The organism is Bifidobacterium sp. M0404 (assembly GCF_016101415.1).
In the GTDB taxonomy this organism is placed as follows: domain Bacteria; phylum Actinomycetota; class Actinomycetes; order Actinomycetales; family Bifidobacteriaceae; genus Bombiscardovia; species Bombiscardovia polysaccharolytica.
Map to the genome: position 1 here is coordinate 177,216 of NZ_JACFQP010000003.1, position 24,736 is coordinate 201,951.

Consider the following 24,736-nt stretch of genomic DNA (forward strand, 5'->3'; position numbering starts at 1 on the left):
AACAGAAACAGGGCGAGGATTGTCGGCGACACGTCTGGACTGGCCCGCAATCCTTGCCCTGTGTTACTATTTCCTAGTTGCCTTGATCAGGGTCACGTAGGCTATGGCCCCGTTCATTGCAGCCATGGAGGATTCGCCTAGTGGTCTATGGCGCACGCTTGGAAAGCGTGTTGGGTTCACGCCCTCACGAGTTCGAATCTCGTATCCTCCGCCAGCAGGGATTTTTGGTTTTCCAAAAATCCCTTTTTGTCGCTTAGAGGGCGGGATTGCAACATTTTTGGCGACGCTTCAAAGATTGTCCCTGCTCCGTCTTCTTTCTTTTTGACCCGTTATCTGGAGTAAGTTAAGCGGTATCGCCTTAGCGCTCAAGCATTCAGTCCAAAAACGACGTTGTTCATCCGTCTGCGGCAGCTGGGGTTGATTATCATGGCACGCACTTCGCAAAGTACAAACCCTGTCCGCATCCACAAGAACTTCGATGAAGAGAAAGAGACTCAGGCCAAGACATGATTCAATAAGGCATGTGCCCTATCAACTTGAATGCGTGGACTCCGCCGAAGGTTCCGGGCAAGGCCAATACCGGAAGCAAGATCACATTTCGCGAGTATGCGACCGTGTATGTTGAGAAACAGCGTAAAACAAACAATGGTTTTGCAGAATTCAGTTAATAATAACTGAATTCAGGTAGACTCGATTAGCGATATCCCAATTGATTTATCCACTACACCGCCTCGTACCGTGCTTTACGTTTTCCACTACCAACTTTTCTGATACGCCCCTCATCAACGAGCTTCCGCAACTGGTAATACGCCTGATTCGCGCTAAGGTGCAGCAGTTCCATCACGTCGTTTCTACTCACCGTTTTTTGTTCATGGATCAGCTTGATGATTAATTCGGAGTACCGAACTCTATCGATGTCCGATTGGCGAACATATTCCACTACCTTGCCGCTACGCCGATACACCTTCGCACCCAACATATATGTTCGGCGAGCCCCGGTGCCGGCGCTTTCGATAAGACCAGATTCAGTCAGTTGCCCCAAAACCGTGCGTAGACGCTGGTCGCTCATGTCCATCGATTTCGACAACACGTCAAAGCTGCAGCGCCTCTCTCTCTTGAGCTTGTCCAGAATAAGCAACCCATCGAGAGACATGGATTTGCCACTACGCTCACGCTCCTCGGCCAGCAGCTCCACAAACGCCTTGTCGGGCGCACTGCGCGGCAACAGCACTGATACCCCACGCCCGTTGGATCTCGAATAATCAGGCAGAGGACGGCCATAGTTCAGGGCACCTTCGAAAATGCGGTCGATCCCACGCCCAGTGCGTTCGGCGAGGCCAGATCTCTTCAATGCATCCATCAGACATGGATTACGCCCATGTGGCTCAGCTGTAAGCAGGTTATGAACATTGATACCCTCCACAAACCCACCGGGATTGGCGATGGTCAAGCCAGCATCGTCTACCAATACGCGCACACGCCCGAGAACCGAATAGTCCCTATGGCCGAATGCGTTAACCAAAGCCTCTCGAAAAGCCCTTTCGTCAAACTCGGGGACCATCGAAGAAAACAGGCCCACATTCAGCTCCGTCCCCGGATTCCACGGCTTAAACGACGCGGATATTTGCTCTATGGTCTTGAGCAAAGGGCCATGGTACGTCTGGTTCACCTTGATGTCAGTGCCGTTAAGAACTTGGAAAGCCGCTTCATTCGTCGGAACGAACTGCTGCAATGCATCTTCGTTGCCAATGAGCAGCAAGCCAGCCAAGGTTGGTGTCAAATCCCCATCGACCGATACGACAAGGCGCAGCGATTTTTCCATATCCTCATCCGAAAGCTCAAGAAGATTCTGGTCACCAGATTGATAAGAGGCGATGATCCTGCGCAGACGATCACGTTCCAACGGATCAAAATCTGCCCGAGTTGATCCCCTCACCGGCTGAGCTGAATAGTCGAGCTTTCCCAGATCCGAAAGACGAGTTGCAAACTCATACGGATACATGGGTACGCTTTCAGGCGTGCCATCCACTTTCATCATGCGACGGAGAATCTTACCCGACTTTGTTGATACCACGCTCTGCGCCTTGGGTACCTCGACCTGAACAACCGCGATGTCATTGCCAACCAATTGTGCACGAACCGATATCGGTGGCACAGTCTTATTGGCTATCATCGCAGCCATTCCAACCGGATCCTGATGCTTTTGCTGCGCACCGGTAGGCGTGCCATCATCCTCAACGCCCAAGTATAAGCATCCGCCATCCGTATTGGCCAAGGCAACAACTGCTTCTACCAATTCGGAGTCCGGCAAGCCCTTGAGATCACTTTTGAATTCCTTGGACAAAGTCTCCTTGCCGTACTCACACGCCATCCGTCGTCCACCACCTGTTCTGAGCTATTGGCCTTAACTGAATTATATACTTTTTCACTGAATTCCGGTAAAGGATAACTGAATTCAGTTAAAACTACCCTTAAACAAACAGTCTGGCAGCAGAGAGAACTGGACCCCCTTTAACATTTCCCATGCAATCAGTAACCTGGAATACTAAAAAGCAGAACAAGACTTTAATCAGAGATATCCCCTGCATTCCCCAAGAGGACAATCTGCAGAATCCGATGCATACACATCTCGTCGTGATTCCGGCTCCAGCGCTGTACTTAATCAGACCAATTCGACATCGTCTTTGGCGGCTACCGTAATCTCCTACGAGTGGCTTTTTTGATTGATCAGCTTCAACAATTCCTTTTCGCAATTACGCATGTAACCCAAGCTCTTCTTAAGACCGGAGAGCTCCTTCTTGGTTTCCTTCTTCTCAGCCTTATCTAAACCCTTGTCTCCAGAACGTCTAGAGAGAACCTCCTGCTGAATTTCCATGCGTTCAATCTGATCGAGCAGGCCTTGTCGCATCCGTTCAATCGTCTCTGGCTTCATATCAGCTTGAGCAAAGTCGGATTGGCAAAATGTTAGGAGCTTCGAACACTCGTCGAGGGCAAACGCTCCTTTGGAATCAGTGAGAAGCGAAGTAACAGCAGTTACCCCACTACCACCAACCAAACCCAAGACTGCGCCGCCACCAGCGATTATGGCTGTGCCACCTGCCATACCGAGACCTCCTGCAGCCAATGCACCACCGCCAACCGCTGCAAGGCTCGCACTGGTAAGAGCAGCACCGGATAGGCCGGCAACAGCCGATCCGGCGAGAAACGGCGCTATGACTGGAGCTAGGGTAAACGCTGCACCTCCCGTAGCAACCGCAACCGCGGCAGTTCCCGCAGCACCGACAATCTTCCTGGTTCGGCTACCATCCAATACGCCGACATTCTTATTCAGCGCCTTAGCGGTCTGCTGCACCGGGGATTTATCCAAATCGCCGCTTACATCACACCATAACTCTTCGAGAATTTTTGAATCAAATTTTGGACATTTTGTTTTCTTGATTGAGGAGTCTGGACTTCCGTCAGGATTCTCTGACTCCATTTCAGAGCGATAGGAGTCATACGGCACAAACCGTGCAAGTTCAATCAGAACCAAGGCTTTCCATGTAGTTCCGTCTCGTGCATCAAGTTCTTCAATTCTCTCTTTCACTTGCCCCTGATTAAGAAGAACGCAGTCAGCAGGGAGGTTTTCAGACCATTTGCCAAACCATTCTTCTTTTTCGCCTCGATCCACTGCCTTACTTCGATCTATGTCCTCATAAAGCGCCAGTCGCTCTATCGAGAACAGAACAGATAGATGCTCCGGCTTCAACGAGAGCGTTTCCATTGTCGCCCGATCGGCCGAATCGTCGTTTTGCTGCCGCTGCCTGTGGCTTGTTCTTCGTTCCCATACCGTTTTGACATCCACACCTATTGCGAAAACCAGACGAGTCACACCTACGTAGTTGACTCTCAGCAAGAACTCCTTGCCGGCAAGTACCCTGCCTTCCGTAAACCCGACCAATGCAGCCCGAATAGCAGCATCCGCCAGATCCACCGCAGTAAAAGTGGCCGAGGCAATGGATACCATGCGAACAACTCTGGAATTATTGAATGGAAGAATTCGGTCCATGTCCAGCTGCTTCAAATCGGACAAAGAGCGGACCTCATTATCTTTCATCTCCAGATAAAGATGATGAAGAAAATAGCAGCCTCGCGTCAAGCATTCATTCAGCAACACCGGAAGCGCCTGGCGCCCCAGTTCATGCACAATTCCGATTTCAGTTCGCAGGTTGAACCTACGAGGCACTTTACGACCTTCATCATCCACTTGTGCAAATAAGGTCCCATTGAACATCTTGGAAATGAATTTGCGTGTCCTCATGCCAGAATCCATGGCATTTTCAAACACGGGCAAGGCGGACAATTCCTTAATAATAGAGAGCAAAGGTCCAGGTATCCCTGTGCCCTGACCGGGATTCGAACTTGACCCTGCCATGTCTGACGCCATGTGCAAGAGCCACTGCACTGTGCCTATGAACAGCCTTTCGCAGAAATTATCACCGATCAGTCCTTCCTTAAACCATTGTTCTTCCACCGGGATTGCAATGAAATCTCCGTACTGATTGGTGCCGTATACCTTTCCGGTAAATTGAGTGAGTATCGAGAACACCAATCCTTCAAGGGAGAAGTGGTGAGAAAAGTCCCTGAGATGATGTTGCAAACCGCCGCCAAATTCGGCTGTGTACTTATCGCCAACAAAAGGATATTCATCTTCTAAGAAATTTATGGCATCACGCAGGGACTCTCCTCTAAAACCAGAATGCTGCTTTGCCACCCAAACCACGAATTCATTGACTTTCTCCGAACCCCACTCGTTCGCCCTGTCCAGAGAGAACTTGCCAACAAAAATCGAATCGCATAAACCAGCAACCACTCCACAAGCTGCAGCTATCTTGTAATCAAGCTGCGCGTCATCTTGCACATGGTCAGATGCAGCATCTTCTTCAATGGATTCCACGTAGATTCCATCACCAAAATCTCCGGTCGCTTTAGCAACGCTAATTCCAGCCTCTATACCTTTGTCGTTCGCAAGCTCCAACGAATACTCAACAGAAACCAACTCGCTGCCGTGCCGTGGCGAGAGCTCCAACTCCCTTGTCATCCGTCCCTCTCCTTCCACAGTACGCTCAGGAACAAAGCAATAATAGCCAGAATAAAACAGCAACTGAAACGTCGCATCCCATGTCATCAATCGGATTGCACAGGGCAAGGCAGGTATGAAGCATGGCAGCAAGCTGGACTCCCAAGTCTAGCAATGGTACGCCGAAAATCCCGATGCCTTCATGGCAGAATGCCTCAATTTGCTCCAACATGCACTCCTACAAGCGAACAAACAAGACTTCCACCCAGCACCATTGGCTTCCGACCGGTACTCCACGCTCGAAACCGCAACAAAACTGCTGTTTGACAAGCCCAATCCCGAAGGCGGCGAGCGCGAAGCGACCACGATTCAGCGGATCAACCAGTCTTACTTCCGCAATTCACTGCCCTTGAACTACCAGTACACATGCTGCATCACCGGTATGCAGATACCTGCGATGCTGATTGCCAGCCATATCAAACCATGGAAAGCATCAACCCCGACCGAAAAAACCGCTGCGTCGAACGGCCTGCTGCTCAATGCATTCCACGACCGGGCTTTTGATCAAGGGCTCATCTCAATCGACGACGATTACCGCATCATGGTCAACCATGACAAGGTAAGGCATTCGCCGGTCAATGATCAATGGCTCTACGCTTTTGAAGATCAGAGAATCACATTGCCACAATCAGCAAACCTTCGCATGAATTTATCGAGGACTACCACAAACACATATTTCTCACCGAAGCTGCATAGCCACAGGGACAATCCTTTCCCTACACACTCGACGCTACCTGGGGATATTCAACAAATAGCACTCCGCCTTTTTCTTCCAAAGCATCAATCATGTCCGCAGGTTGCTCTGCCAGCCTGAAATCCATAACGACCTGTGTCACCGCATCACGACGGGCTGTAAGAGCGTAGGATTGAGCAGCCAAGACTTATACGGCATTCTCAAAAAGGTTGATTCCAAACCTAAAACAATACCCCGCGTTTCGAATTTCGCATGTCGGCATTGTTGTTCTTTGCGCTGTCGGTCTGGTTCTTTTCCACATTGGTTGTTCAGCGGGTCGTCTAATAGTGAGATAGGCGGTCTTGTTATCATTAGGGGCCTCATCACCTAAGTGCTTCGCAAGACAAGGATGTTTCGCAGCACCCAGAAGCTGTGCGCAGGACGAGACAAAGGAAGTTCAGGGCCATGCCTTTCAAGACTTACGGCAAACGTAGGCGAGGATACGCTCGGGCCCGTCACCAACTACAAATTGGCACCCATAGATCTTTGCAGCAGGTGAGCTTACTTAAGCGAATGACCGATCGCTTCCTCGCCAGGTTCGAGACCGGGGTGGAAAAGTCGCTGGCAGTTCTGGTCGCCAGGCTGATAGGCACCTCATTCGGGCTAAGTGCGGAGTACGTCCATGGCAGAATGCAGGTCATGAGATCTGCAAATGTGCTGATTGGCGTCATATCAGTTTGCATTTCGTACATCTATAAAGCGTCATACCTGTGATTCAGCCAGGCATCAGCACTAGGGTGTGGTCGCAAGTGCGTGTAATCGTTCTGCAATTTTTAGGATATATCACCTGCTAGAGCATAACCGATTCGATGATCGAGGGCTTCCTTCGCCCCGTATTGGATAACGCTTTTCTCTTCCTTGTCGAATTCCCGGCCTTGCCCTGCGCAATAGCCGTTTCTACGTCCTCAGTAATTCCCTTCTTGACGCATTCTGGTATCTCTTCGGGCGAGTTATTCTGGATGGCGTTGGTCTGTGCCCGAGAAGCAGTCTGGTTTTGAAAGGGGCTGCCGGGCACTGCAAAAGACGCTCGATAAGTAAAAGCCTTTATCTCCATCCTCACTTATGTATACCTGTCTGAGGCCCGCAATAAATTTTCTAATTCAAGCATTTCCCGACAGCAAAGGTTCTCTTCGCCGCTCCAGAATCCTACTCACGTTATGCAGTTGGCGTTTTCGACAGTTTTGAACATCAAATTATGACTATGCAAGCATCCCCGACCGTTGGCATTTTGAGCCGATCCGTGTCCGTATAAGACTCTGTATTGAGAGCGAAAAGATGCCTTTCTTACTCAGTTGCAGTTTTATTCGGATTGAGGAAGAGCGAGCCGCATAGACCGATCAGGGCTATGACTGCGAGGAAGATGAAGGCCCATTGGTAGCCCTGGTCGAGTGCTTGGGCTGACATGGGTCCGCCCTGGCGAGCCCGCTCTGCGCCGATGGTCACAATCATCATGGCAGCGGCCGTACCTAGCGAGCCGCCCACCTGGCGGACGGTAGAGGCTGCAGCGTTGCCATGAGCCGCAAATTCCAGCGGCAGGGCGTTAATGCCCTCGGTGAAGGTGGTCATCATCACCAGCGCCACCCCGACCAGGCGCAAGGCATAACAGCCGGCGATCAAGATCAGACTGGTGGAGGTGCCGAACCATATCATCGGCAAGGTGCCAGCCAGCAGCACCGTGTACCCCAAAAGGGAAATATTCCTCGCCCCGATTCTTTGGTAGATCATTCCGGAGAGAGGGTTGAATATGCCCATGACAATGGCTCCCGGCAACATGACCAGACCAGAGGTGAGCGCGCTTGATCCACGCGTGTTCTGCAAATAGAGAGGAAGGACCAGCTCCACACCGACCATGGCGATGTTGCTCAGGGTGCTCAGCAGGCTGGTCAGGTTGAAGGTAGCGTTCGTGAAGACTCGCAAATTCACCAACGGGGACTCCAGGTGCAACTGACGCCGACAGAACAGGACCACCACCAGCAAGCCAGCCAGAAGCAATCCCAGGTCAAATGCCGATGCGCCCCCCTCGGCACCAATAGCGGATAGCGCATAAAGCAGAAGCCCAAAGCCCAAGCAGGAATATATTACGGAAAGCACGTCCAGACGGGTTCTCACCTGGTCGTTGACCGTGTAGACCAAGAAGAACGATGCCCCCAGGATCGCGGCGCTCAAGGCAGCAAGCAGAACGAACAGAGCCCTCCAGGACCAGTGCTCCAGAATAAACCCGGAGAGCGTGGGTCCCACCGTGGGGCCCAAAGCCACCACCAGGCCCACCACGCCTAGGGCTACGCCGCGCCTATCCGGAGGGAAAAGCAACAGCACCACGTTCTGAATAAAAGGCATCAGCGACCCTGCGGCCAAGGCCTGAATGATTCTGCCGATCAGCAACAGGACAAAATGTCCTCCAGAAAAAATACAGACAAGGGAGCCCGCCAGAAAGGTCACCATCATAGCGATGAAAGTGTGCCTTGACCGAAAGTTGGAAAACACCCAGGCTGAAACAGGGATCATCAGCCCCACCACCAGCAGATAGGCGGTACTCAGCCACTGAGCGGTGGCTTGGGAAACATGGAACTCCGCCATAATGGTGGGAAGAGCATTGTTAAGGAAGGTCTCTGCCATCAAAGCAAGGAATGCTCCAGCCAGAAGCGTGCCCATCATTGCAGTGCGATTTTCCCCACCTCCGCCTTGGCCACGCTCCCCTTTGCTGCCATCCTTATACATGCCGCATCCTCTCCGTTCTTCACCGGCTCGGTCCGAAGCCTGCGTGATCCTACTAGAAGCAGATCAGGATTCCATGTTTCTAATGATCCGTTCCAGGTAGTCGACCAGACGTCTGCTCTCCTGCTCATCGAACCCAGACAGGGCAAGTTTGCCCGTGGCCTCCAATGCATGCCGGATCTCCACCTGGTGGGCGTTCAGCTCCTTGCGCGCCTGCCCGGTGAGCTCAAGAACCATTTGACGTCGGTCATCAGCCTGCGGCTTTGCCGTCAACCATCCTGCCGTGACCAGCCGTTTGACAACCCCCCGAACTGTGGGATGGCTTAAGCGGAACCTGTCGGCAACCGTCTTCTGCGTCACCTCCAGGCCCTCCTGCTCATACAGGTAATAGACCATGACAAACTGAGGACCAGTCAGATTGGGAAAGATGCTCCGCACGCACTCGTTTATATGCTTTTCCAGCAGGGTGTTGGCTATTTTGACCAGCCCTTCTGGCCGCTTCTCCGACAGCTCCAAGAGATACCGCCTCTCTAAAATGTAGCATGCTACATTATTGACAAAGAAGACCTGGCTGTCAAATCAACGTTCCTACTGCAGGTGAAACTCGAGCAAAGGAAGAGCCATGGCTCGGCCTCTCCGACCGGTAGATATGCTTGCTTACGTAGCATCCAGGTGTCAGCATCGTCGTGCTGTATAGCCGACTAGCTAAGCAATACCGATAGTTTGATAGGTCGGCACTTCATCCCAGAATCGCTCAACTGCATCAAGAAATCTACCCAAGCAGGCGTACGCCTATTCTCATGCATGAAGCTCCTTCAAGCAACAACGGCTGCGCGCGAAAGAGAGTCCTCAGCGCCAGAGGATCCGGTTAAGCGGTCCACGAAGCATCCTGTCCTGTTCCAGCAAAACAAGGCAAGCAGTAAACCTACCGAGACCTGACTTCATCGGTTCGATACAGTCGGACAAGGCCGGACCCGAAGCATAGCCAACTACCTGGGAGACAGATAGTTTCTGATAAGATATAGTTTCTATTATGCAATTAAATAAGCCGTCCTCCCTCTACGATGCCCTCATGTATCTGCAGTGCGAATTCGTAGCAGAGCGCAACAGGGTCAACCCGGGAAACATCACCTGGCAGCAGTTCGACATTCTCACTGTTCTGCGTACAGGATCCTTCATGCCCTCGCAGATCGGCCAGCGGCTCGGCATGAGCCGGTCCAAGGTCTCCAAGAACCTGAGCACGCTGCACGATCTCAGATACATCAGACAGACACCCGATGTTCGTGACCGGCGAGAGCTAGAGACCAGCCTGACTCAGGATGGCCGAGACATGCTCAGCATCATCGATCAACAGCATAAGACCCTCGAGGAGGATGCCCAACAGGTCTGGTCCGAAGACGAGCAGGAAGTGTTCACCGCTCTTGCCAACAGACTTATTGCCAAGCTGCGCCAGGAGCGAGTCGCCAGATGAGAACAGAATCCATCCTTATTGATCGGGCCTCTACGCACAACCTCAAGCAGGTCTCACTGTCCATACCCAAGCGGGCTATCACCATAGTCACCGGCCTGTCGGGTTCGGGAAAGTCATCTCTCGTATTTTCCACGCTGGCAGCCGAATCACAGCGCATGATCAACCGCAGTTACAGTTCCTACATTCAGCAGCTTCTGCCCAAGTATGAGCCTGCGGAAGTCGCCCGGATCGACAACCTGCCCTTCTCCATTGTCGTAACCCAGAAGCAGCTCTCAGGCAATGCCCGCTCAACCGTAGGCACCTACACCGATATCTACACCGCCCTGCGCCTGCTCTTCTCCCGTACTGCCCAGCCCTTCATCGGGTACTCCATGACGTATTCCTTCAACAATCCTGCCGGGATGTGTCCGACCTGTCAGGGTCTGGGAACTGTGCGCACTCTGGTGCTGGATCGCCTGCTCAACATGGATCTCTCGCTGAACCAGGGAGCCATCAATTTTCCCACCTTCCAGCCGGGCGGCTGGAGACTGACCAGGTATACGGATTCAGGCTACTTTGACAACGATCTGCCCCTGCGGGAGTGGACGAGCGGCGACCTTGACCTTCTGCTCTATGGCAAGAAGCAGAAACCGGCACACCCTAGTCCCAACTGGCACAAGACAGCCATGTATGAGGGGTTGGTGCCCCGGATCACCAAGTCCTTCATCAACCAGAGCGGTGACAAGTACCAGCATGAGCTGGAGCAGGTTACGCGAATCACCCAGTGCACCGACTGCCAAGGGGCCAGGGTCAACGCCAGGGTGCGCTCGGCCAAGATTGACGGACTGAACATAGCTGACTGCTCAGCCATGAGCGTTGCTGACCTGCAGGACTGGCTGGGGAAGATTGATGACGATCAGACAGAGTCCATTTTACAGGACCTAGAGCGCAAGATAGCTAACCTGATAACAGTTGGTCTGGGCTACCTGAGCCTACAACGTGGCACCTCTACGCTTTCCGGAGGAGAGGCACAGCGTCTGAAAATCGCCAATTGCCTGAACAGCCCCTTGAATGACGTTCTCTACATCTTTGACGAACCAAGTGTTGGGCTACATCCCCATGACCTGACCGGGATCAAGAAAATCTTCAAGGGCTTACGGGACAAGGGCAATACGGTGGTAATCGTGGATCATGACCCCGAGCTCATCGGTATTGCAGACCGTATCGTCGACATGGGGCCAGGAGCAGGCAGGGAAGGAGGACGGATCGTCTTCGAAGGGAGCTATCAGTCTCTGCTGGAAAGCGGCACAGCCACGGGCAGAGCTCTGTCAGATCCAGGCGTAGTGAACGAACCAGTGGCGCCATCGCATGGCTTCTACGCGATAGACAAGATCACTGCCCACAACGTCAGAGAAGCCCACGCCAAGATACCCAGGCATATGCTGACAGTGGTGACCGGTGTGGCCGGATCAGGCAAAAGCACCCTGATCAAGGCAGGCTTCATGGCTCAGCATGATGCCATGCTCCTGGATCAGAAGCCGATCAAGGCCAGTGGGCGCTCCAACCTGTTGACCTACTTGGGCGTCTTCGACCCACTGCGCAAGGCCTTCGCCAAGGCCACAGGTGAGTCCCCGTCACTCTTCTCATTCAACGCTGCCGGAGCCTGCCCTGTTTGCAAGGGCAAAGGAGTTGTCACTCTTGATATTGCCTACATGGGCGATGCCAGCACTGTCTGCGAAAGCTGCCATGGAACCAGATATTCAGCACGAGCCCTGTCTGCTAGATACCGCGGTCTCAGCATCGCCCAGGCGCTGAAACTGACTGCCAGCGAGGCCACGCACCGATATCGTGAGGTGCTGGGCCCAGCCATGAGAGCCTTGGAGGATGTCGGGCTGTCTTATCTATCCGTTGGACAGGCTCTCGATACGCTCTCGGGCGGTGAGCTGCAACGTCTCAAGCTGGCCAAGCTCCTCAAAGAAGGAATTCATGAGACCCTGATTCTGGATGAACCTACCAGCGGCCTGCATGAATCCAACATCTTGCAGCAGATTGCCCTCTTACGCAAACTCATCACTGATAAAGACCTGACTGTTGTCGCCATAGAACATAATCTGCGCTTTATCGGTCAGGCCGACTGGGTGATTGATATGGGCCCAGGAGCCGGGAGCGCGGGCGGCAAGGTGCTGTTTGAAGGAGCTCCCCTTGCACTGATGCGCCACAATGACACTCCCACAGCCCAAGCCATGAATGCCTATTTTGGCCTTATCAAGGATGCAGCAGTGCAACAGCAATAGTTCAGCAATCCTGCAGACGGCGCTTCTGCCTGCCATCCTGATCGAAATTGTCATCATCCAGCCAGGTCTCCAACCGCTCTTTCACTGTTGGCCATTCGCTTTCCGTTATGGAAAACCAATCCGTATCCCGAGTCCGACCCTTGTAGACCATGTCGTTTCTGAACCGGCCTTCAGCCTTGAATCCCAGCCTCAGCGCCGCCGACCGTGAGGGCGCGTTGAGGCTGTCGCACTTCCACTCATATCGGCGATAGCCCAAGTCCTCGAAGACATGCCGAGCCATCAGATATTGGGCCTCGGTAGCCTGCCTGCTTCTCTGCAACTCCCTGGTATAGATAACGTGGCCCATCTCGACGCTTCCCATGTCGGACCTTATCCGGTGCAAGGCATACATGCCCAACAGATCCGACGAATCATGAAGCTTGACATGCCCGTGTATATCCTCATCCTTCCCACCTGCAGACTGACCGACACCAAGGCCAGGCACAGACGGATTGCGGAGAATAGCAAAGAAGAGCGGATCCCGGCTTGCAATCATAGATGCGAATCCTGAGTCGAATGTTGGTCTATCAGGATAGAGGTCGTGAGTGCTATAAGTCATGATGGATTGGTCGCATTCTGGACCGAAAATCCGCTCATAAAAGGCATCACCTTGGTTTTCGCCCAAGGGCACCACCAGAACGGTTCTGCCAGTCAACTTGACAGGCTCCGGCACCATGGCCCCGACAAACGAAATCGCATCTCCAATAGGTTGCCCAAACTCATTGATCCTCATACCCGTATCCCCTACCTTGGAACAATGCTCGCTCCCTCATCACGCGGAAGAGGCAGGCCTAAAAGCACCGGCCACAACTACGTACAATCCTGCTTATGATACCAAGCAAACGCCCCAAAAGACCGTATGGATCCACCTCACACAGCCACGGTTAATCACCCTTGCTACCTCCTTTATCATCTTGTCCACAAGGTGCTGATTCGCCGCCATATTTGTCCACATGCACTAACGCGGAAGGACCGACGCATCTGCGGGAATTAGACTGATGCGTAAGAGGAAATGATCGAGGAGCTTCAACCGGTATTCCCTCTGCCTACCGTCAGCATCGACCAAGGGAGTGATCACTATGTCCAAGGCTTTGATCGTCGTGGATGTTCAACCGACCTTCTGCGAAGGAGGTGAGCTGGGAGTCGAGGGAGGCAACGCCACAGCCGACAAAATCGCCGACTATGTCCACGACCATGCCAAGGACTATGCCTACATAGCCACCACCCAGGATTGGCACATCGAACCCGGATCCCATTGGTCCGATCACCCGGATTTTGTAGATACTTGGCCCAAGCACGGCGTGGCCGGATCACCCGGGGCGGAGCTGCATCCCAGCATTCGGGAGCTGGGCATCACCCATCACTTCAAAAAGGGCCAATATTCCGCCGCCTACTCCGGATTCGAAGGCATCGAAGACAACACCGATCGAATCCAGAGCAGGGAGGAATTCACTGCCGCCAAGTCATCTGGAGTCACCTTGGCCGACGCACTGGCGCAAGCAGGAGTCGACCAGGTGGATGTAGTCGGCATCGCCGAATCCCACTGCGTCAAGGAGACGGCCTTGGATGCCGCAAAGCTGGGTTACCAGGTCACGGTCTTCGAGGATCTGACTGTCCCGGTCAGCGAGGATCAGGGCATCGAGGCTCGAAAGGCCATGGCACAAGCCGGCATCCGTCTTCTTTCCTCCAGTGGCGACTAAAGGCAGTGACGGAGGAATTCACCAGGGCTGAATGGTGGGGCCCACGGTGAATTCCGACACATTGGTATCCTCAGGCTGATCAATGGCAAAGGCCACCACCTGAGCCACCCGTTCGGGATCGATCTGATAGGTGTCGTAGGTCTTGTTCATATCAGCCAAGGTCTGCTTGTCTGTGATGGTGCCCAGCAACTCGGTTCGAATGGCTGCCGGGTAAATGGTAGAGGTGCGAATATGAGTCCCCTCCTGGGCAGACTCCATCCTGAGCACCTCCATCAGATCACGCAGGCCCCATTTGGTTGCCCCGTAAACTGCTCCGCCCGGGTAGGCTTTGAGACCAGCCACCGAAGAGGTGGCGATGAACTGCCCGTGACGCTGCCCGGTGAACTCCGGCAGGGCCGCAGCAATGCCGTACAGTGCGCCTTTGAGGTTAACGTCAATAGTCCGATCCCACTCGTCCACATGCAGAGCCGACAAGGGAGAATTAGGCATGAGCCCGGCATTGAGGAATACCACGTCCACTCCGCCGAACTGCTTCTTGGCGAAAGCCACGAAGTCCTCATTGGCCTGCCTATCAGTAACGTCCAGAGCCATGGAGGCCGCCTGGCCACCCGCCTGAACGATGTCGTCGACGATTGTATCCAGCCGATCCTTGCGACGAGCACCCAGCACCACCTTGGCCCCTCGCTGCGCCAACAGTCTCGCCGTAGCCTCTCCGATGCCAGAAGAAGCTCCGGTGATCAGCACTGTCTTATCTGCAACTGTCATAGTCCCGCCTTTCCTAGATGTTCATTCGGCCTGATGGTACAACCTCGAGTCGCTGGAGGTGCAAGTCTTTACTACGATCAGGCACACATCGACGACCATGACCAAATGCCTGGTATAGGGCTGACCTTTTGTGAAGGACAGATCAGCCAGGACGGCATCAGCATGGGCATATGGAGAATCGGCGCAGTAATCTACGAGGAAAGGCGGTTGCCAGCTAAAAGTGGGCTCGATCGCCCCATTGCAAGAGGTAAAACGGCAGTGTCGCAAAACTACTTAATCTGCATCGTCTTAATCTGCATTGTAACGATAGGTGAGGGTCAAATATTGAACTATGATTAGTCCTTAAATTTCCCATAGTGGACATTCAGAGCAGACGAGCCACAGATCGATGGGAGCATACAAACCAAGCATCAGTTGGCTAGCCACGATCCCCTAAGAGGAAGGTCGCAGTCATGTCGACCACACCGACACAGCCCTCATCACGAAAACAGACTGTTTATCCCTACCTGATCGTGCTGTCGGGCATAGTCTTCACGGCCATCCCCGTATCGCTGGTATGCAGCTGCGCCGGTATCTTCTTCACTCCTGTCAGCAACTACTTCCATGTTCCCAAGGCTGCATTTACGGGGTACTTCAGCATATTCAGCATCACCATGGTCATCTTCCTGCCGGTGGCCGGATGGCTGATGCACCGCTATGATCTGCGCATCGTCCTGACGGCAAGCACCATCCTGGCCGGACTGGGCTGCCTGGGTATGTCCCGATCATCCGCCATGTGGCAGTTCTACCTATGCGGAGTGGTTCTGGGAATCGGCATGCCGCCCATTCTATATTTGTCGGTTCCCACGCTCATCAACGTCTGGTTCCGCAAACGGGTCGGGTTCTTCATCGGCCTGTGCATGGCCTTTACCGGCATAGGCGGCGTGATCTTCAACCAGATAGGCACTATGATCATCAGATCCGCCCCTGACGGATGGCGGCGGGGATACCTGGTCTTTGCCATTCTCATTCTGGCGATCACTTTGCCTTTCACCATCTTCGTCATTCGCGGGACGCCCGAGCAGATGGGTTTGCTCCCCTATGGCGCCGCCGACCAGGAGCCTGCTGCAGCCGAGGCTGCCTCCAACAGCCCAAACACCGGAAGTAAAGACAAAAAGAGCCCTGAGCCTGCCGCGTCGACTGTGGGCATGACCGCTTCCCAGGCCTTGCGTTCCCCTGCCTTCTGGGCGCTGGCACTCTTCTGCGGCCTGATTACCATGAATCAGACCATCTACCAGTTTCTGCCTTCCTATGCAGCATCCCTGCCATCCATGGCGGCCTGCACAGGCCTGATTGCTTCCTCCTGCATGGCCGGCCAGGCCATCGGCAAAGTCATCCTGGGCATGGTCAACGACAGCAGCATCGTGGGCGGGCTCTGCCTGGGCATCGGCGGCGGCGTTCTCGGCGTCTGCCTCATGGTCGCCTTCCCCGGATTGCCTGCGCTTCTCCTGCTGGGAGCCTTCGCCTTCGGCCTGGTCTACGCATGCACTACAGTGCAGACGCCCATTCTGGTTACGGCAGTCTTCGGCTCGCATGACTACACCAACATTTACGCCCGCATTCAGATGGTGGGCTCCCTGGCTTCGGCCTTCGCCGCTCTCTTCTGGGGAGCCATCGCCGACCTGCCCCACGGCTACATCATCATGTTCGGTCTGAGCATCCTGATCATGGTTGCAGCCTTGTTCCTGGGCATTATCCCACTGAAGGGCACGCACAAGTCAGCTAATCAAACCAACTGACCGAACCTTGCAACCAGCAGCCTACGCAACATTCCACCTTGCGTCATGGGCTGACAGGATACGGCAGACCGCAACTTCTACTACCTGGGCCCCGTCACCGCTATAGGGCCACCGTATGCCGGGAAGAAAGCAGGGCCGGACGGCAATGACCGGATGCTCGTCACCATCACCAATCTCCGTCTTGACCGACCTATGGATCACGAGCTCTACCGCCATCTGCTCGACATCCGAACATACCCAGTCAGCAGAACAGACGCACTGTTTCTGCGGGGAATTTGCTGTAAACCCTGCAGAACTTTTGGCCCCTCATGAACAACTTCGGAGAACTAACGGAACCAAGATAATCGGTACGTCGGTCACCACCGTGGGCATGCCATCCCATAGGATGGAATATGACAGCACATCTCTATAAAGGAGTGGATATGACTGATCGACTACAAGGTAAGGTAGCCATCATCACCGGAGGAACCGGTGGCATGGGCGTAGGCATCGCCGAATGCTTCGTCCGCGAGGGAGCCAAGGTGGCCCTTACCGATATCAAGGAAAGCGATGCTTCCCGCAGCTTCATGCAGAAGCACCCCGGGCAGGTCGTCTTCCACACCCTGGACGTGACGGATGAGGACCAGTGGGTCTCCACCATCGACACCGTTGAAAAGGAGTTGGGTCAGCTGACCACCGTGGTCAACAATGCCGGCATAGGCGGCAGCGGAGCCACTATGGACCAGGAAAGCTACGAGGACTGGAAAAAGGTCATCGCCATCAATCTGAACGGAACCTTCCTTGGCACCAAGCACGGCATGCGGGTCATGAAGGGCCGTGGCGGATCCGTTATCAACATCTCCTCCATCGAGGGCTTCGTAGGCCTGAGCGGAGCCGGAGCCTACAACGCCAGCAAGGGCGGCACCAGGCTGCTGACCAAGTCCGCGGCCCTGGATTCCGCCAACAACAACTATGGTGTTCGCATCAACTCGGTTCATCCCGGATTCATCAAGACCCCTCTGATCAGCCAGAGCCTTGAGGACAGGATGAGCAAGCTGACCCCCCTGGGCCACATCGGAGAGCCCCAGGACATCGGCGAGATCTGCGTCTATCTGGCCAGTGACGAATCTAAGTTCGCGCTGGGTGCCGAATTCGTTGTGGACGGTGGATTCATCGCCCAGTGAGCTATTCCGGCAAGGAATTGCCGGAACCCCTTCTTCTGCCAGTCCGCTTTACAGTAAGGCAAGTGGCTAGGCTGAAGGAGGGGTTCATTTATGGCCCCAACGAGGGGGCGTCATGCGACTGTGGCATCAGGATCTGATTCGACTGCTTCCCAGACAGCAGCTGTTGGGTCAGCATCGGGAGATCACCGCGCTGCGGGGCCTGGGCTGGGGTAGACGGCACGCCACTGTTGACTATGTCTTCCGCCACTGCCCATACAAGCTCTTTCAATTTCATCTGCTGGTCATGGCAACGATGCGCGAGCGCGGCTACCATCCTGATCCTGACTGGTATGATCCGCTTTACCGCGGCAGACATTGCCCGCCCTACGAGGACCTGTCTGCAGTGCCGTTGACGGACCCCATCTATCCTGAGCATGATGCAGCCTACCTGCAGGAGTGTTTGGAGAACCTGGCAGGGAAGGGCATCCATCTGTCCTAAGGCCGATCCTCAGGGCCGGTGCCGACTGACTGCTGTGGCCATAAAATTCGCTGACGTGTACGGCAATATTGGGGAAGGGCTGTTTGAATCCGAGTATCTGCCCAAAGAGTGCCCTTCGCCAATCGAAGAGCATCATTCCCGAGTGAGCCTGGACACCCTAGGCACCAGGAGGGTGACCGCCGCCAGTAAGAGCGCCAAGGGGAGCAACGCCGGCCTGACACCTGTGTGGTCGGCCAAAAATCCGATAGCCGGAGGAATGATCCAAGAGACCCCGTAGTAAGCAGTGGAGATGACCGAAGCGCGTTGAGCCGCCATGGCTGGATCCTTGGTTGCCAGAGTGGTGACGATGGGTACGCCCAGAGCTGCTCCGACACCCCAAATTCCAGTGCCCACGAGGCTGAGCACGAAAGAGGGCGAAAGAGCATAGACCAGGATGCCCAGAGCCGAAACCAGCAGGGTCAGGACCAGCGAGCGCATATTCCCCAGCCGCTCAATCAGATGCGTCCCCAGCAGCCTTGACACGATCATGGCTGCAGCGAAGATCGTGGGAGCGAGACCGGCTTGAGACTCGGGGACACCGAAGGAATCGACCAGACCGATCCCACTCCAGTCATTGACGGCACCCTCGCTGGCCTCCAGTGCCACGTTGATCAGGGCCAGGATGAGCACCAAGGCATCACCCCAGGCCGCCAACTGCTTGCTGAAGGCGGATGAGCGTCCTGAATCAGCATGACGGTCCGAACGTTTGCCATCAGCGTTGCCCTTGTAGTCCCCTAGAGGCCGAGCCGGGCAGAGCAGAACACAAGCGGCCACCAGAGCCAGGCTGATCAGTGCATTGACCGCCAGATGCGCGCCTATGGGCACGCCCAGATGAGACAGGAGCGAGCCCAGACCCAAGGCAAGAAACATGCCCAGACTATATGAGGCATGGAAGCGCGGCATTATGGACCGGGAGGAGAATCGCTCCACTGCGCCGGCCTCAACAGTGTTGACCGTTCCCCACAGGCTGATTCCCGCCGAATTGAAGAGCAGCCCCAAGATAACCCCCGGCACTGATCGCAAAGTGACGGCCAGGGCCGCGATCACCATGCCCAGGCACCAGATCGAAGCTGCCAGCAACATGGCCCGGCGCATGCCCAGCTGATCAGTCAACACTCCCGAGACCAGCATGCCGACCAGAGCGCCGCATCCGCCCAGGATAGTCATCAGAGCCAGGCCCGAAGGCTGCAGACCGAGACTGGCCTTGACTGTTGGCAGTCGAGAAATCCAGGCCGATGTACCAATACCCATGATGATGAAGAACCCATAAACGGCCAGCCGCTCGCGCATTCCGTGACCCGGAAAATCGGCAACCGAGAGCTCATGATGATCCCGTTCACTCATGCGAACCTCCCTGTTTTGTCCATGGTTGGCCCTTTTCTCCGGAGGCGCATATCAATCGGAATCATAGCCAAAGACTTTGTATACTAGCTCTACAAAACTAATATCGAATGACTCGAGAACCATCGTAGACAGTCGACCGGATGTTCTGAAGGGGATGCCCGGCCCGACGCCCCTGGCGGTCGTCGGCGCTCAAAAGGAGAAACGTGGCAAAGGGTAATTTGAGTGGAAAAGTCCTGGCCGGCCTGATGGCTATGGCCATGTTGATACCCACCATGGCTATAGCCGATGGTGGGCAGACGGCTGGTGCACAGACCACCGCTTCCACATCAACATCCGCAACGACGCAAGCACAACAGACGACTGTGACAAACCAGGCATCATCCACGTCGATCCAAACCTCGACTCCACAGTTAGACGCTGCCACGGCTGGAGCAGCCCAAACCACTCATAAATCGAAGTCAACTTCCCCGAACCAGGCCGCGCCCATACAACCCAGCAGAAGGCCGACCGCCAAATCGGTAATCAAGGACACGCTGGACACCGACGACGCCGTGGTCACCACACTGTCCCAGGCCTCCCGCTCCACTGGCACGGCCCCTTTCGACAGCGACAACAATCCAGGCGACGACCACGATGCGGACAATGCCATAGTGCGCACTTTCGATAAGATGTCCTACACCTATTCTTTCGCCGTAAATACCCGCAGCGAGACAACCAGTTACCGCCGGGGCCGAATAGGCTTCCAATTCAAACTGAGCCAGCCTGAGGATCAGGTCACCTTTGATGTGGCTTCGATGGGCTGGGTGGACAATACGCAGGGATACGAGCCAAAGCAAACTACAGAGATCATCAACGGTCAGCCCACACAGGTGCTTACCGTTTACAGGCTGCTCGCTGCCACACAGAATATGTCTACCGTCATTCCGGGATCCTCCAGCGTCACTCTGGTCCTCCGGGTCCGAAGCATGCCCAATGGCAGCAAATTCGCCCCAGAGATCCAGGCCTGGGGCGCTCCGGATGCCACCACCAAGACCGATCCTGCTTCAGCCACGTCCGATGAGATCACCGTATCGGCCAAGCTCAATCTGAACCTGCGAATCACTGGCGGAACCAATGAAGGCTCCGGCAACCAAACCTTCGATTTCAACACCCCAGCCGCCAGCAATTACCCCAACCATGAGCTGGGCAAGCGCAAGGGGATCATCAGCAAGTTCAACTGGGCCGTTGACATGCGTTGGCCCGATCGAACCAAGGGTCTCAAGGGTCTGGAGGTTCCCACTGGCCCCATAACCTTCTCCCTGTCGCTGAGCAATTTGTGGCAGACCGCCAGCGGAGATGCCTACCCGAAAATAGAGGATCTGCAACCCTACTTCTGGGACATCGGCACCATCGATGGCGACTTCAACAACAGCGGGCGCAACACCGGCGATCAGGGCTGGAAACCCACTCTCAGCAACTATGGCTATGCCCGATCCACAGGTGGCGATGCCGGGAAGGACCGGGTCCAAGGCAATGGTCAATACACCGTGGCTGAACAGCGCAGCAGCCAGGGCCTTAGGCTGGACCTGACGTTGAAGGATTATAAAACCAACGACCCCTTCCCATACTTAGGGCATACCCATGCGCCAGGCACCAACTGCACCCCTGCCCTGGCCTCGACTGACTGCACGCGACAGGAAGTGGCCGAAATCTCCACTGGCTACCTATATGTCTTCAACCCCTCCACTGTCGGAGGCAAGGACGTGGCCAACTACTATGGACAGACCGGTCTCAGCCTGCAGAGCAAGGTCAATGACGGCAACCTGGGTGCGAAATCGCTATCAAACCAGTCTTTACCCCTTGCCTCTGGCCCCACGGACACGTCAAACCAACCCGACCAGTCCGATGACATGTGGCACAACGTCATCTTCACGCTAGGCTCCGAAACATCAAAGGCAGGCATCAGCAACATCATTCAGTACAGTTGCATGACGGCTTCCAACTTTTTTGATAACGGCGTGGACTGCGGGTGGTGGAACGCTCCTGACAATCTACGGGGGACCGACTCAGCAGTCTCAGGGACCAAAGTGCGGGTAACGGCTGGCTTCAACTTCAAAACCAGCAAGGCCGATCTGCCTCTGCTGGGAATGTCCTTGGTCAAAATCGACCCAAAGGTAGTTGGACTGCCGGACTCCGACAGCCTGGATCTTCCCTGGGGCAATGGCATCTGGCAGAACGGCAAATACAACGATACAACGAGCGATAAAAACCCGTTGCTGGACCTGGTCATGTACGCCACCAAACCCGACGGGAAGGACTGGAAAAACGACACTGAGCAAGCCAATGCCGACATAGAGAATCTGAACTTCTACAGCACACAGGAGGAAGCAAAGAAGCATGGCACGGTTGTAGGCATGCTGCTGGGCGGGCGCACCGCCGCGCCCTCCAGGTTTGCCGAAGAGAATTCCCGATTCGGCTTCGGCGGATTTGTGATCAACGTCCTCCCCGACGCCAAAGTAGGTTCGGTAGCCCAGCTGACATCAGTGTCGTGCACCTTCACCCGCAGCCAATTAGCAGCTATGGCCGGGCTGAGCCCCGAGAACTCCAGCGATCAGGAATGGGAGAACTGGGCCGAGAAGCAGAACCCATACGATCTGGCCAAAATAAAATCTCCTGTCTTAACCACCCCCGTCGGAGGCTATACCAAGGCCCGCTATGATCAAATAAACGGTTACCTGGGCGGAGACACCGGCGGCAATGAACACGGGGACAGCCTCTATGTAGCCGGCGAAACCAACACCATCTCCAACGCCGTAGCACAAACAAGCACCAATTCCAAACCCAAAGACTATTTTGACATAGACAGCGATCAACGGTTCGTTGACTGGCGGCTAACCATCAACACCGGCACTTCAGCTTCCCAAGCCAACAAGGGCGCCAAAACCGAACTCTACATCACCGACAAACTGCCAGCAAAGCTCCACTACATCCCCGGCAGCGCCCGATTGGGCGGCACATATACGGAAGCCACGCCTGAAATGGGCCACATAGAGGGCGGAACCGCCTGTGAGCCATCAGTGAGCACGGACTCCGAAACCGGAATCACCACTCTGTCCTGGGCACTGACCAACATTCCTGTGGACGGCAACAACCGCATCATCCACTTCTCCACCTCCCTGGGCGACCTGACTGACCCCAGCAAAGACATCGGTCCCGACGAAAATCTGATGACCTCGGCCACAGTTCAGTCAAAACAGAATATGTCCCAGCCCAACACATACTTGAAGACTGCCGACTCCTTCACCATCCACGCTTGGCGGACCAACACCACCAGCCTTTCCACTTCGGCCGTACGGGATACCAATGAAGCCGGTGCACCAATCGGCTTCACCAACATGCTGAGCAGCACCGCAGGCAGTGGCAAGCAGCATCACTATGCCATCGACATCATGCCTTACAAACAGGCAAGCGGCAAACCCGACTTCCACGGGGAACCCACTTTTGCCGATATGAGCATAAAAGCTTCGGCGGGGGCTGGTCTGAGCGGAATCACCATCCGCTACACCACAGATTCTCGATGGCGGGTGAATGACACGAGTTCCATACAATCCCAGGATTACCTATCTTGGAGCAAGGCTGACTTTGACCCAACAAGCGGCGAAGTGAAAATGCCTGGAAACGTGGTCGCCTGGGCCTTCATCATTGATGGGCAGCCCAACCAATTCCGCTATGACATTACTTTCCATATAAACCCCGGAAACAACTCCCCCGGCGACCTCTATCGGAATCGCTGGGGCAATGCACTGAACCAAATGCCTGCCCAGGCCATGGTTGTTCAACGTTCCATCAGTGGCATCGTATGGTACGACGTCAATGGGGACGGTGTCCGCTCTTCGGAAGATATTCTGCTTAAAGATGTGAAAGTGACCCTGATCAAGGACGGTACCAACGAGCCCGCCAAGTCGGTCGTCACCCCACATGATGTTCTGAGCACAAAATCTGATTCCCAGGGCAAGTACGAACTGACCAATATACCGGCAGGGAAATTCCACCTGCGCTTTGACCCCGCCCCGAACACGAACTGGACCCACCTGACTACAACAACCCAAAAGGCCAGCGCAGCCAGCCCGAGCGAAAACTCCTCAGCCAGCGACATACTGGAAGACGGAACCATGAAAGGCGTCGTCATCAACGATATTGATTTCCTGAAGGCCGAGGATATGGTTGACACGGCCAGCCAATCCCTGGACTACAACAACTGCGGCCTGACGGGAACAATGGACACCGATGAAGTGTCTGCCGGAGTCAAAGTACAGATCCAAGGCAGGAACTGGCTCAGTACAGACTCCTTCACATTAACTGTCGAGCCCCTGGAAGGCGCACCCTCCGCAGCGTTGCCCAGCCAAATCATCATAAACGCCGACAACCAAAATACCCAGGTGCCCGTCAACGTGTATGCTCTGCCCCACGATGGCAGCTACAAGTATCGCATACACCAGGAAACCGGCTCCATTCCTGGCCTGATATATGATCAGAACGTTGCAATCCTGACCATCACCTTGACAACCGATGCAGCTCAGTTACACCGTACCGCCAAGGCGCAATGGACTGACAGCAAGGGCATCAAGGTAGACACGGCGGTCTTCACCAATACCTACCAGACCCGGCCGGCCAAGCCCGACGACCCTGGCAACTCCAGCAACTCTGGCAACTCTGACTCTGGCGACACCGGCAACTCTGGCAACACCAGCAACACCGGCGACTCCAGCAACCCCGACAACACCGACAACACCGGTAACCCCGACAACACCGACAACACCGGCAACCCCAGCGACTCCGGCAACTCCAACAACTCCGGAGAGCATGACAAGCCGAATCCGCCGGTGGAACCGAGCAAGCCGGTCGAGTCCGATCATGCACCTAGCAAACCGGATCAAACCAGAAATAGCCAAAAACCAGTGCCAGGAAGCCAATCTTCTGATGACCAAGCGAAGTCCTCTACGAATTCCCCGTCCCTAGCCGACTCCGGCTCAGACATAGTCATTCCTGCAGCCCTGGCTGTCGGCACTGCCGTTCTCGGCCTGGCGCTGATGTATCTGCTTGGGCATCGCAGGGATCAGGAGACCGAGCTGGACTGATA

At 54.7% G+C, this 24,736-nt stretch carries 15 protein-coding genes and 1 tRNA gene; 9 read left to right on the plus strand and 7 right to left on the minus strand.

All coding sequences use genetic code 11. The features are described 5' to 3' along the window. Positions 1-126: 126 nt before the first annotated feature. Positions 127-214: transfer RNA gene (locus tag H3T93_RS07605), tRNA-Ser, on the plus strand. A gap of 507 nt (positions 215-721) precedes the next feature. Here H3T93_RS07605 and H3T93_RS07610 read toward each other — a convergent pair. Beyond that, positions 722-2,344 (minus strand): ATP-binding protein, encoded by a 1,623-nt coding sequence (locus H3T93_RS07610; RefSeq protein WP_442859373.1) that lies wholly within the window; start codon positions 2,342-2,344, stop codon positions 722-724. 360 nt (positions 2,345-2,704) lie between these two features. Further along, entirely contained in the window at positions 2,705-5,167 is a 2,463-nt protein-coding gene (locus tag H3T93_RS07615; protein WP_232348758.1) for a hypothetical protein, read from the minus strand. A gap of 94 nt (positions 5,168-5,261) precedes the next feature. Between H3T93_RS07615 and H3T93_RS09160 the strand changes: the two genes are divergently transcribed. Beyond that, positions 5,262-5,933 (plus strand): HNH endonuclease, encoded by a 672-nt coding sequence (locus H3T93_RS09160; protein WP_232348759.1) that lies wholly within the window; start codon positions 5,262-5,264, stop codon positions 5,931-5,933. Between the two features lie 1,203 nt (positions 5,934-7,136). On the opposite strand, the gene H3T93_RS07635 is transcribed toward H3T93_RS09160, so the two are convergent. Continuing rightward, positions 7,137-8,570 carry a DHA2 family efflux MFS transporter permease subunit gene (locus tag H3T93_RS07635; protein WP_144178162.1) on the minus strand — a complete coding sequence of 478 codons (1,434 nt, stop codon included), beginning with the start codon at positions 8,568-8,570 and terminating at the stop codon, positions 7,137-7,139. Between the two features lie 63 nt (positions 8,571-8,633). Continuing rightward, on the minus strand, positions 8,634-9,083 hold the full coding sequence (locus H3T93_RS07640; protein ID WP_144178164.1) for a MarR family winged helix-turn-helix transcriptional regulator: 450 nt from the start codon (positions 9,081-9,083) through the stop codon (positions 8,634-8,636). Positions 9,084-9,600: 517 nt separating this feature from the next. Between H3T93_RS07640 and H3T93_RS07645 the strand changes: the two genes are divergently transcribed. Next, positions 9,601-10,038: a MarR family winged helix-turn-helix transcriptional regulator gene (locus H3T93_RS07645; protein WP_144178166.1), complete on the plus strand. Its 438-nt coding sequence runs from the start codon at positions 9,601-9,603 to the stop codon at positions 10,036-10,038. Further along, positions 10,035-12,311, plus strand: coding sequence for an ATP-binding cassette domain-containing protein (locus tag H3T93_RS07650; protein WP_144178168.1), 2,277 nt, complete (start codon positions 10,035-10,037; stop codon positions 12,309-12,311). The genes H3T93_RS07645 and H3T93_RS07650 overlap by 4 nt, the downstream gene beginning before the upstream one ends. Before the next feature lies 1 nt (position 12,312). Here the strand turns inward: H3T93_RS07650 and H3T93_RS07655 are convergent, their stop codons facing one another. After that, the gene (locus H3T93_RS07655) at positions 12,313-13,083 is read right to left on the minus strand and encodes a GNAT family N-acetyltransferase (protein ID WP_144178170.1); all 771 of its coding nucleotides are present in this window, start codon (positions 13,081-13,083) and stop codon (positions 12,313-12,315) included. 346 nt (positions 13,084-13,429) lie between these two features. Between H3T93_RS07655 and H3T93_RS07660 the strand changes: the two genes are divergently transcribed. Continuing rightward, on the plus strand, positions 13,430-14,050 hold the full coding sequence (locus H3T93_RS07660; RefSeq protein WP_144178172.1) for an isochorismatase family protein: 621 nt from the start codon (positions 13,430-13,432) through the stop codon (positions 14,048-14,050). Positions 14,051-14,068: 18 nt separating this feature from the next. Here the strand turns inward: H3T93_RS07660 and H3T93_RS07665 are convergent, their stop codons facing one another. Beyond that, entirely contained in the window at positions 14,069-14,815 is a 747-nt protein-coding gene (locus H3T93_RS07665) for an SDR family oxidoreductase (protein ID WP_144178174.1), read from the minus strand. Between the two features lie 452 nt (positions 14,816-15,267). Here H3T93_RS07665 and H3T93_RS07670 point away from each other — a divergent pair, with 452 nt between their 5' ends. From H3T93_RS07670 to H3T93_RS07680, 3 genes are all read left to right on the plus strand, one after another. Next, the gene (locus H3T93_RS07670; protein WP_144178176.1) at positions 15,268-16,593 is read left to right on the plus strand and encodes an MFS transporter; all 1,326 of its coding nucleotides are present in this window, start codon (positions 15,268-15,270) and stop codon (positions 16,591-16,593) included. A 422-nt stretch (positions 16,594-17,015) separates the two neighbouring features. Then, the gene (locus H3T93_RS07675) at positions 17,016-17,756 is read left to right on the plus strand and encodes an SDR family oxidoreductase (protein ID WP_121913066.1); all 741 of its coding nucleotides are present in this window, start codon (positions 17,016-17,018) and stop codon (positions 17,754-17,756) included. 112 nt (positions 17,757-17,868) lie between these two features. Next, complete coding sequence (locus H3T93_RS07680) at positions 17,869-18,234, plus strand: TIGR02328 family protein (RefSeq protein ID WP_144178178.1); 366 nt, start codon at positions 17,869-17,871, stop codon at positions 18,232-18,234. A 132-nt stretch (positions 18,235-18,366) separates the two neighbouring features. On the opposite strand, the gene H3T93_RS07685 is transcribed toward H3T93_RS07680, so the two are convergent. Then, the gene (locus H3T93_RS07685) at positions 18,367-19,617 is read right to left on the minus strand and encodes an MFS transporter (RefSeq protein WP_144178180.1); all 1,251 of its coding nucleotides are present in this window, start codon (positions 19,615-19,617) and stop codon (positions 18,367-18,369) included. A gap of 203 nt (positions 19,618-19,820) precedes the next feature. Between H3T93_RS07685 and H3T93_RS09270 the strand changes: the two genes are divergently transcribed. Next, positions 19,821-24,734: an SdrD B-like domain-containing protein gene (locus H3T93_RS09270; protein ID WP_144178182.1), complete on the plus strand. Its 4,914-nt coding sequence runs from the start codon at positions 19,821-19,823 to the stop codon at positions 24,732-24,734. The last annotated feature ends 2 nt before the right edge of the window (positions 24,735-24,736 follow it).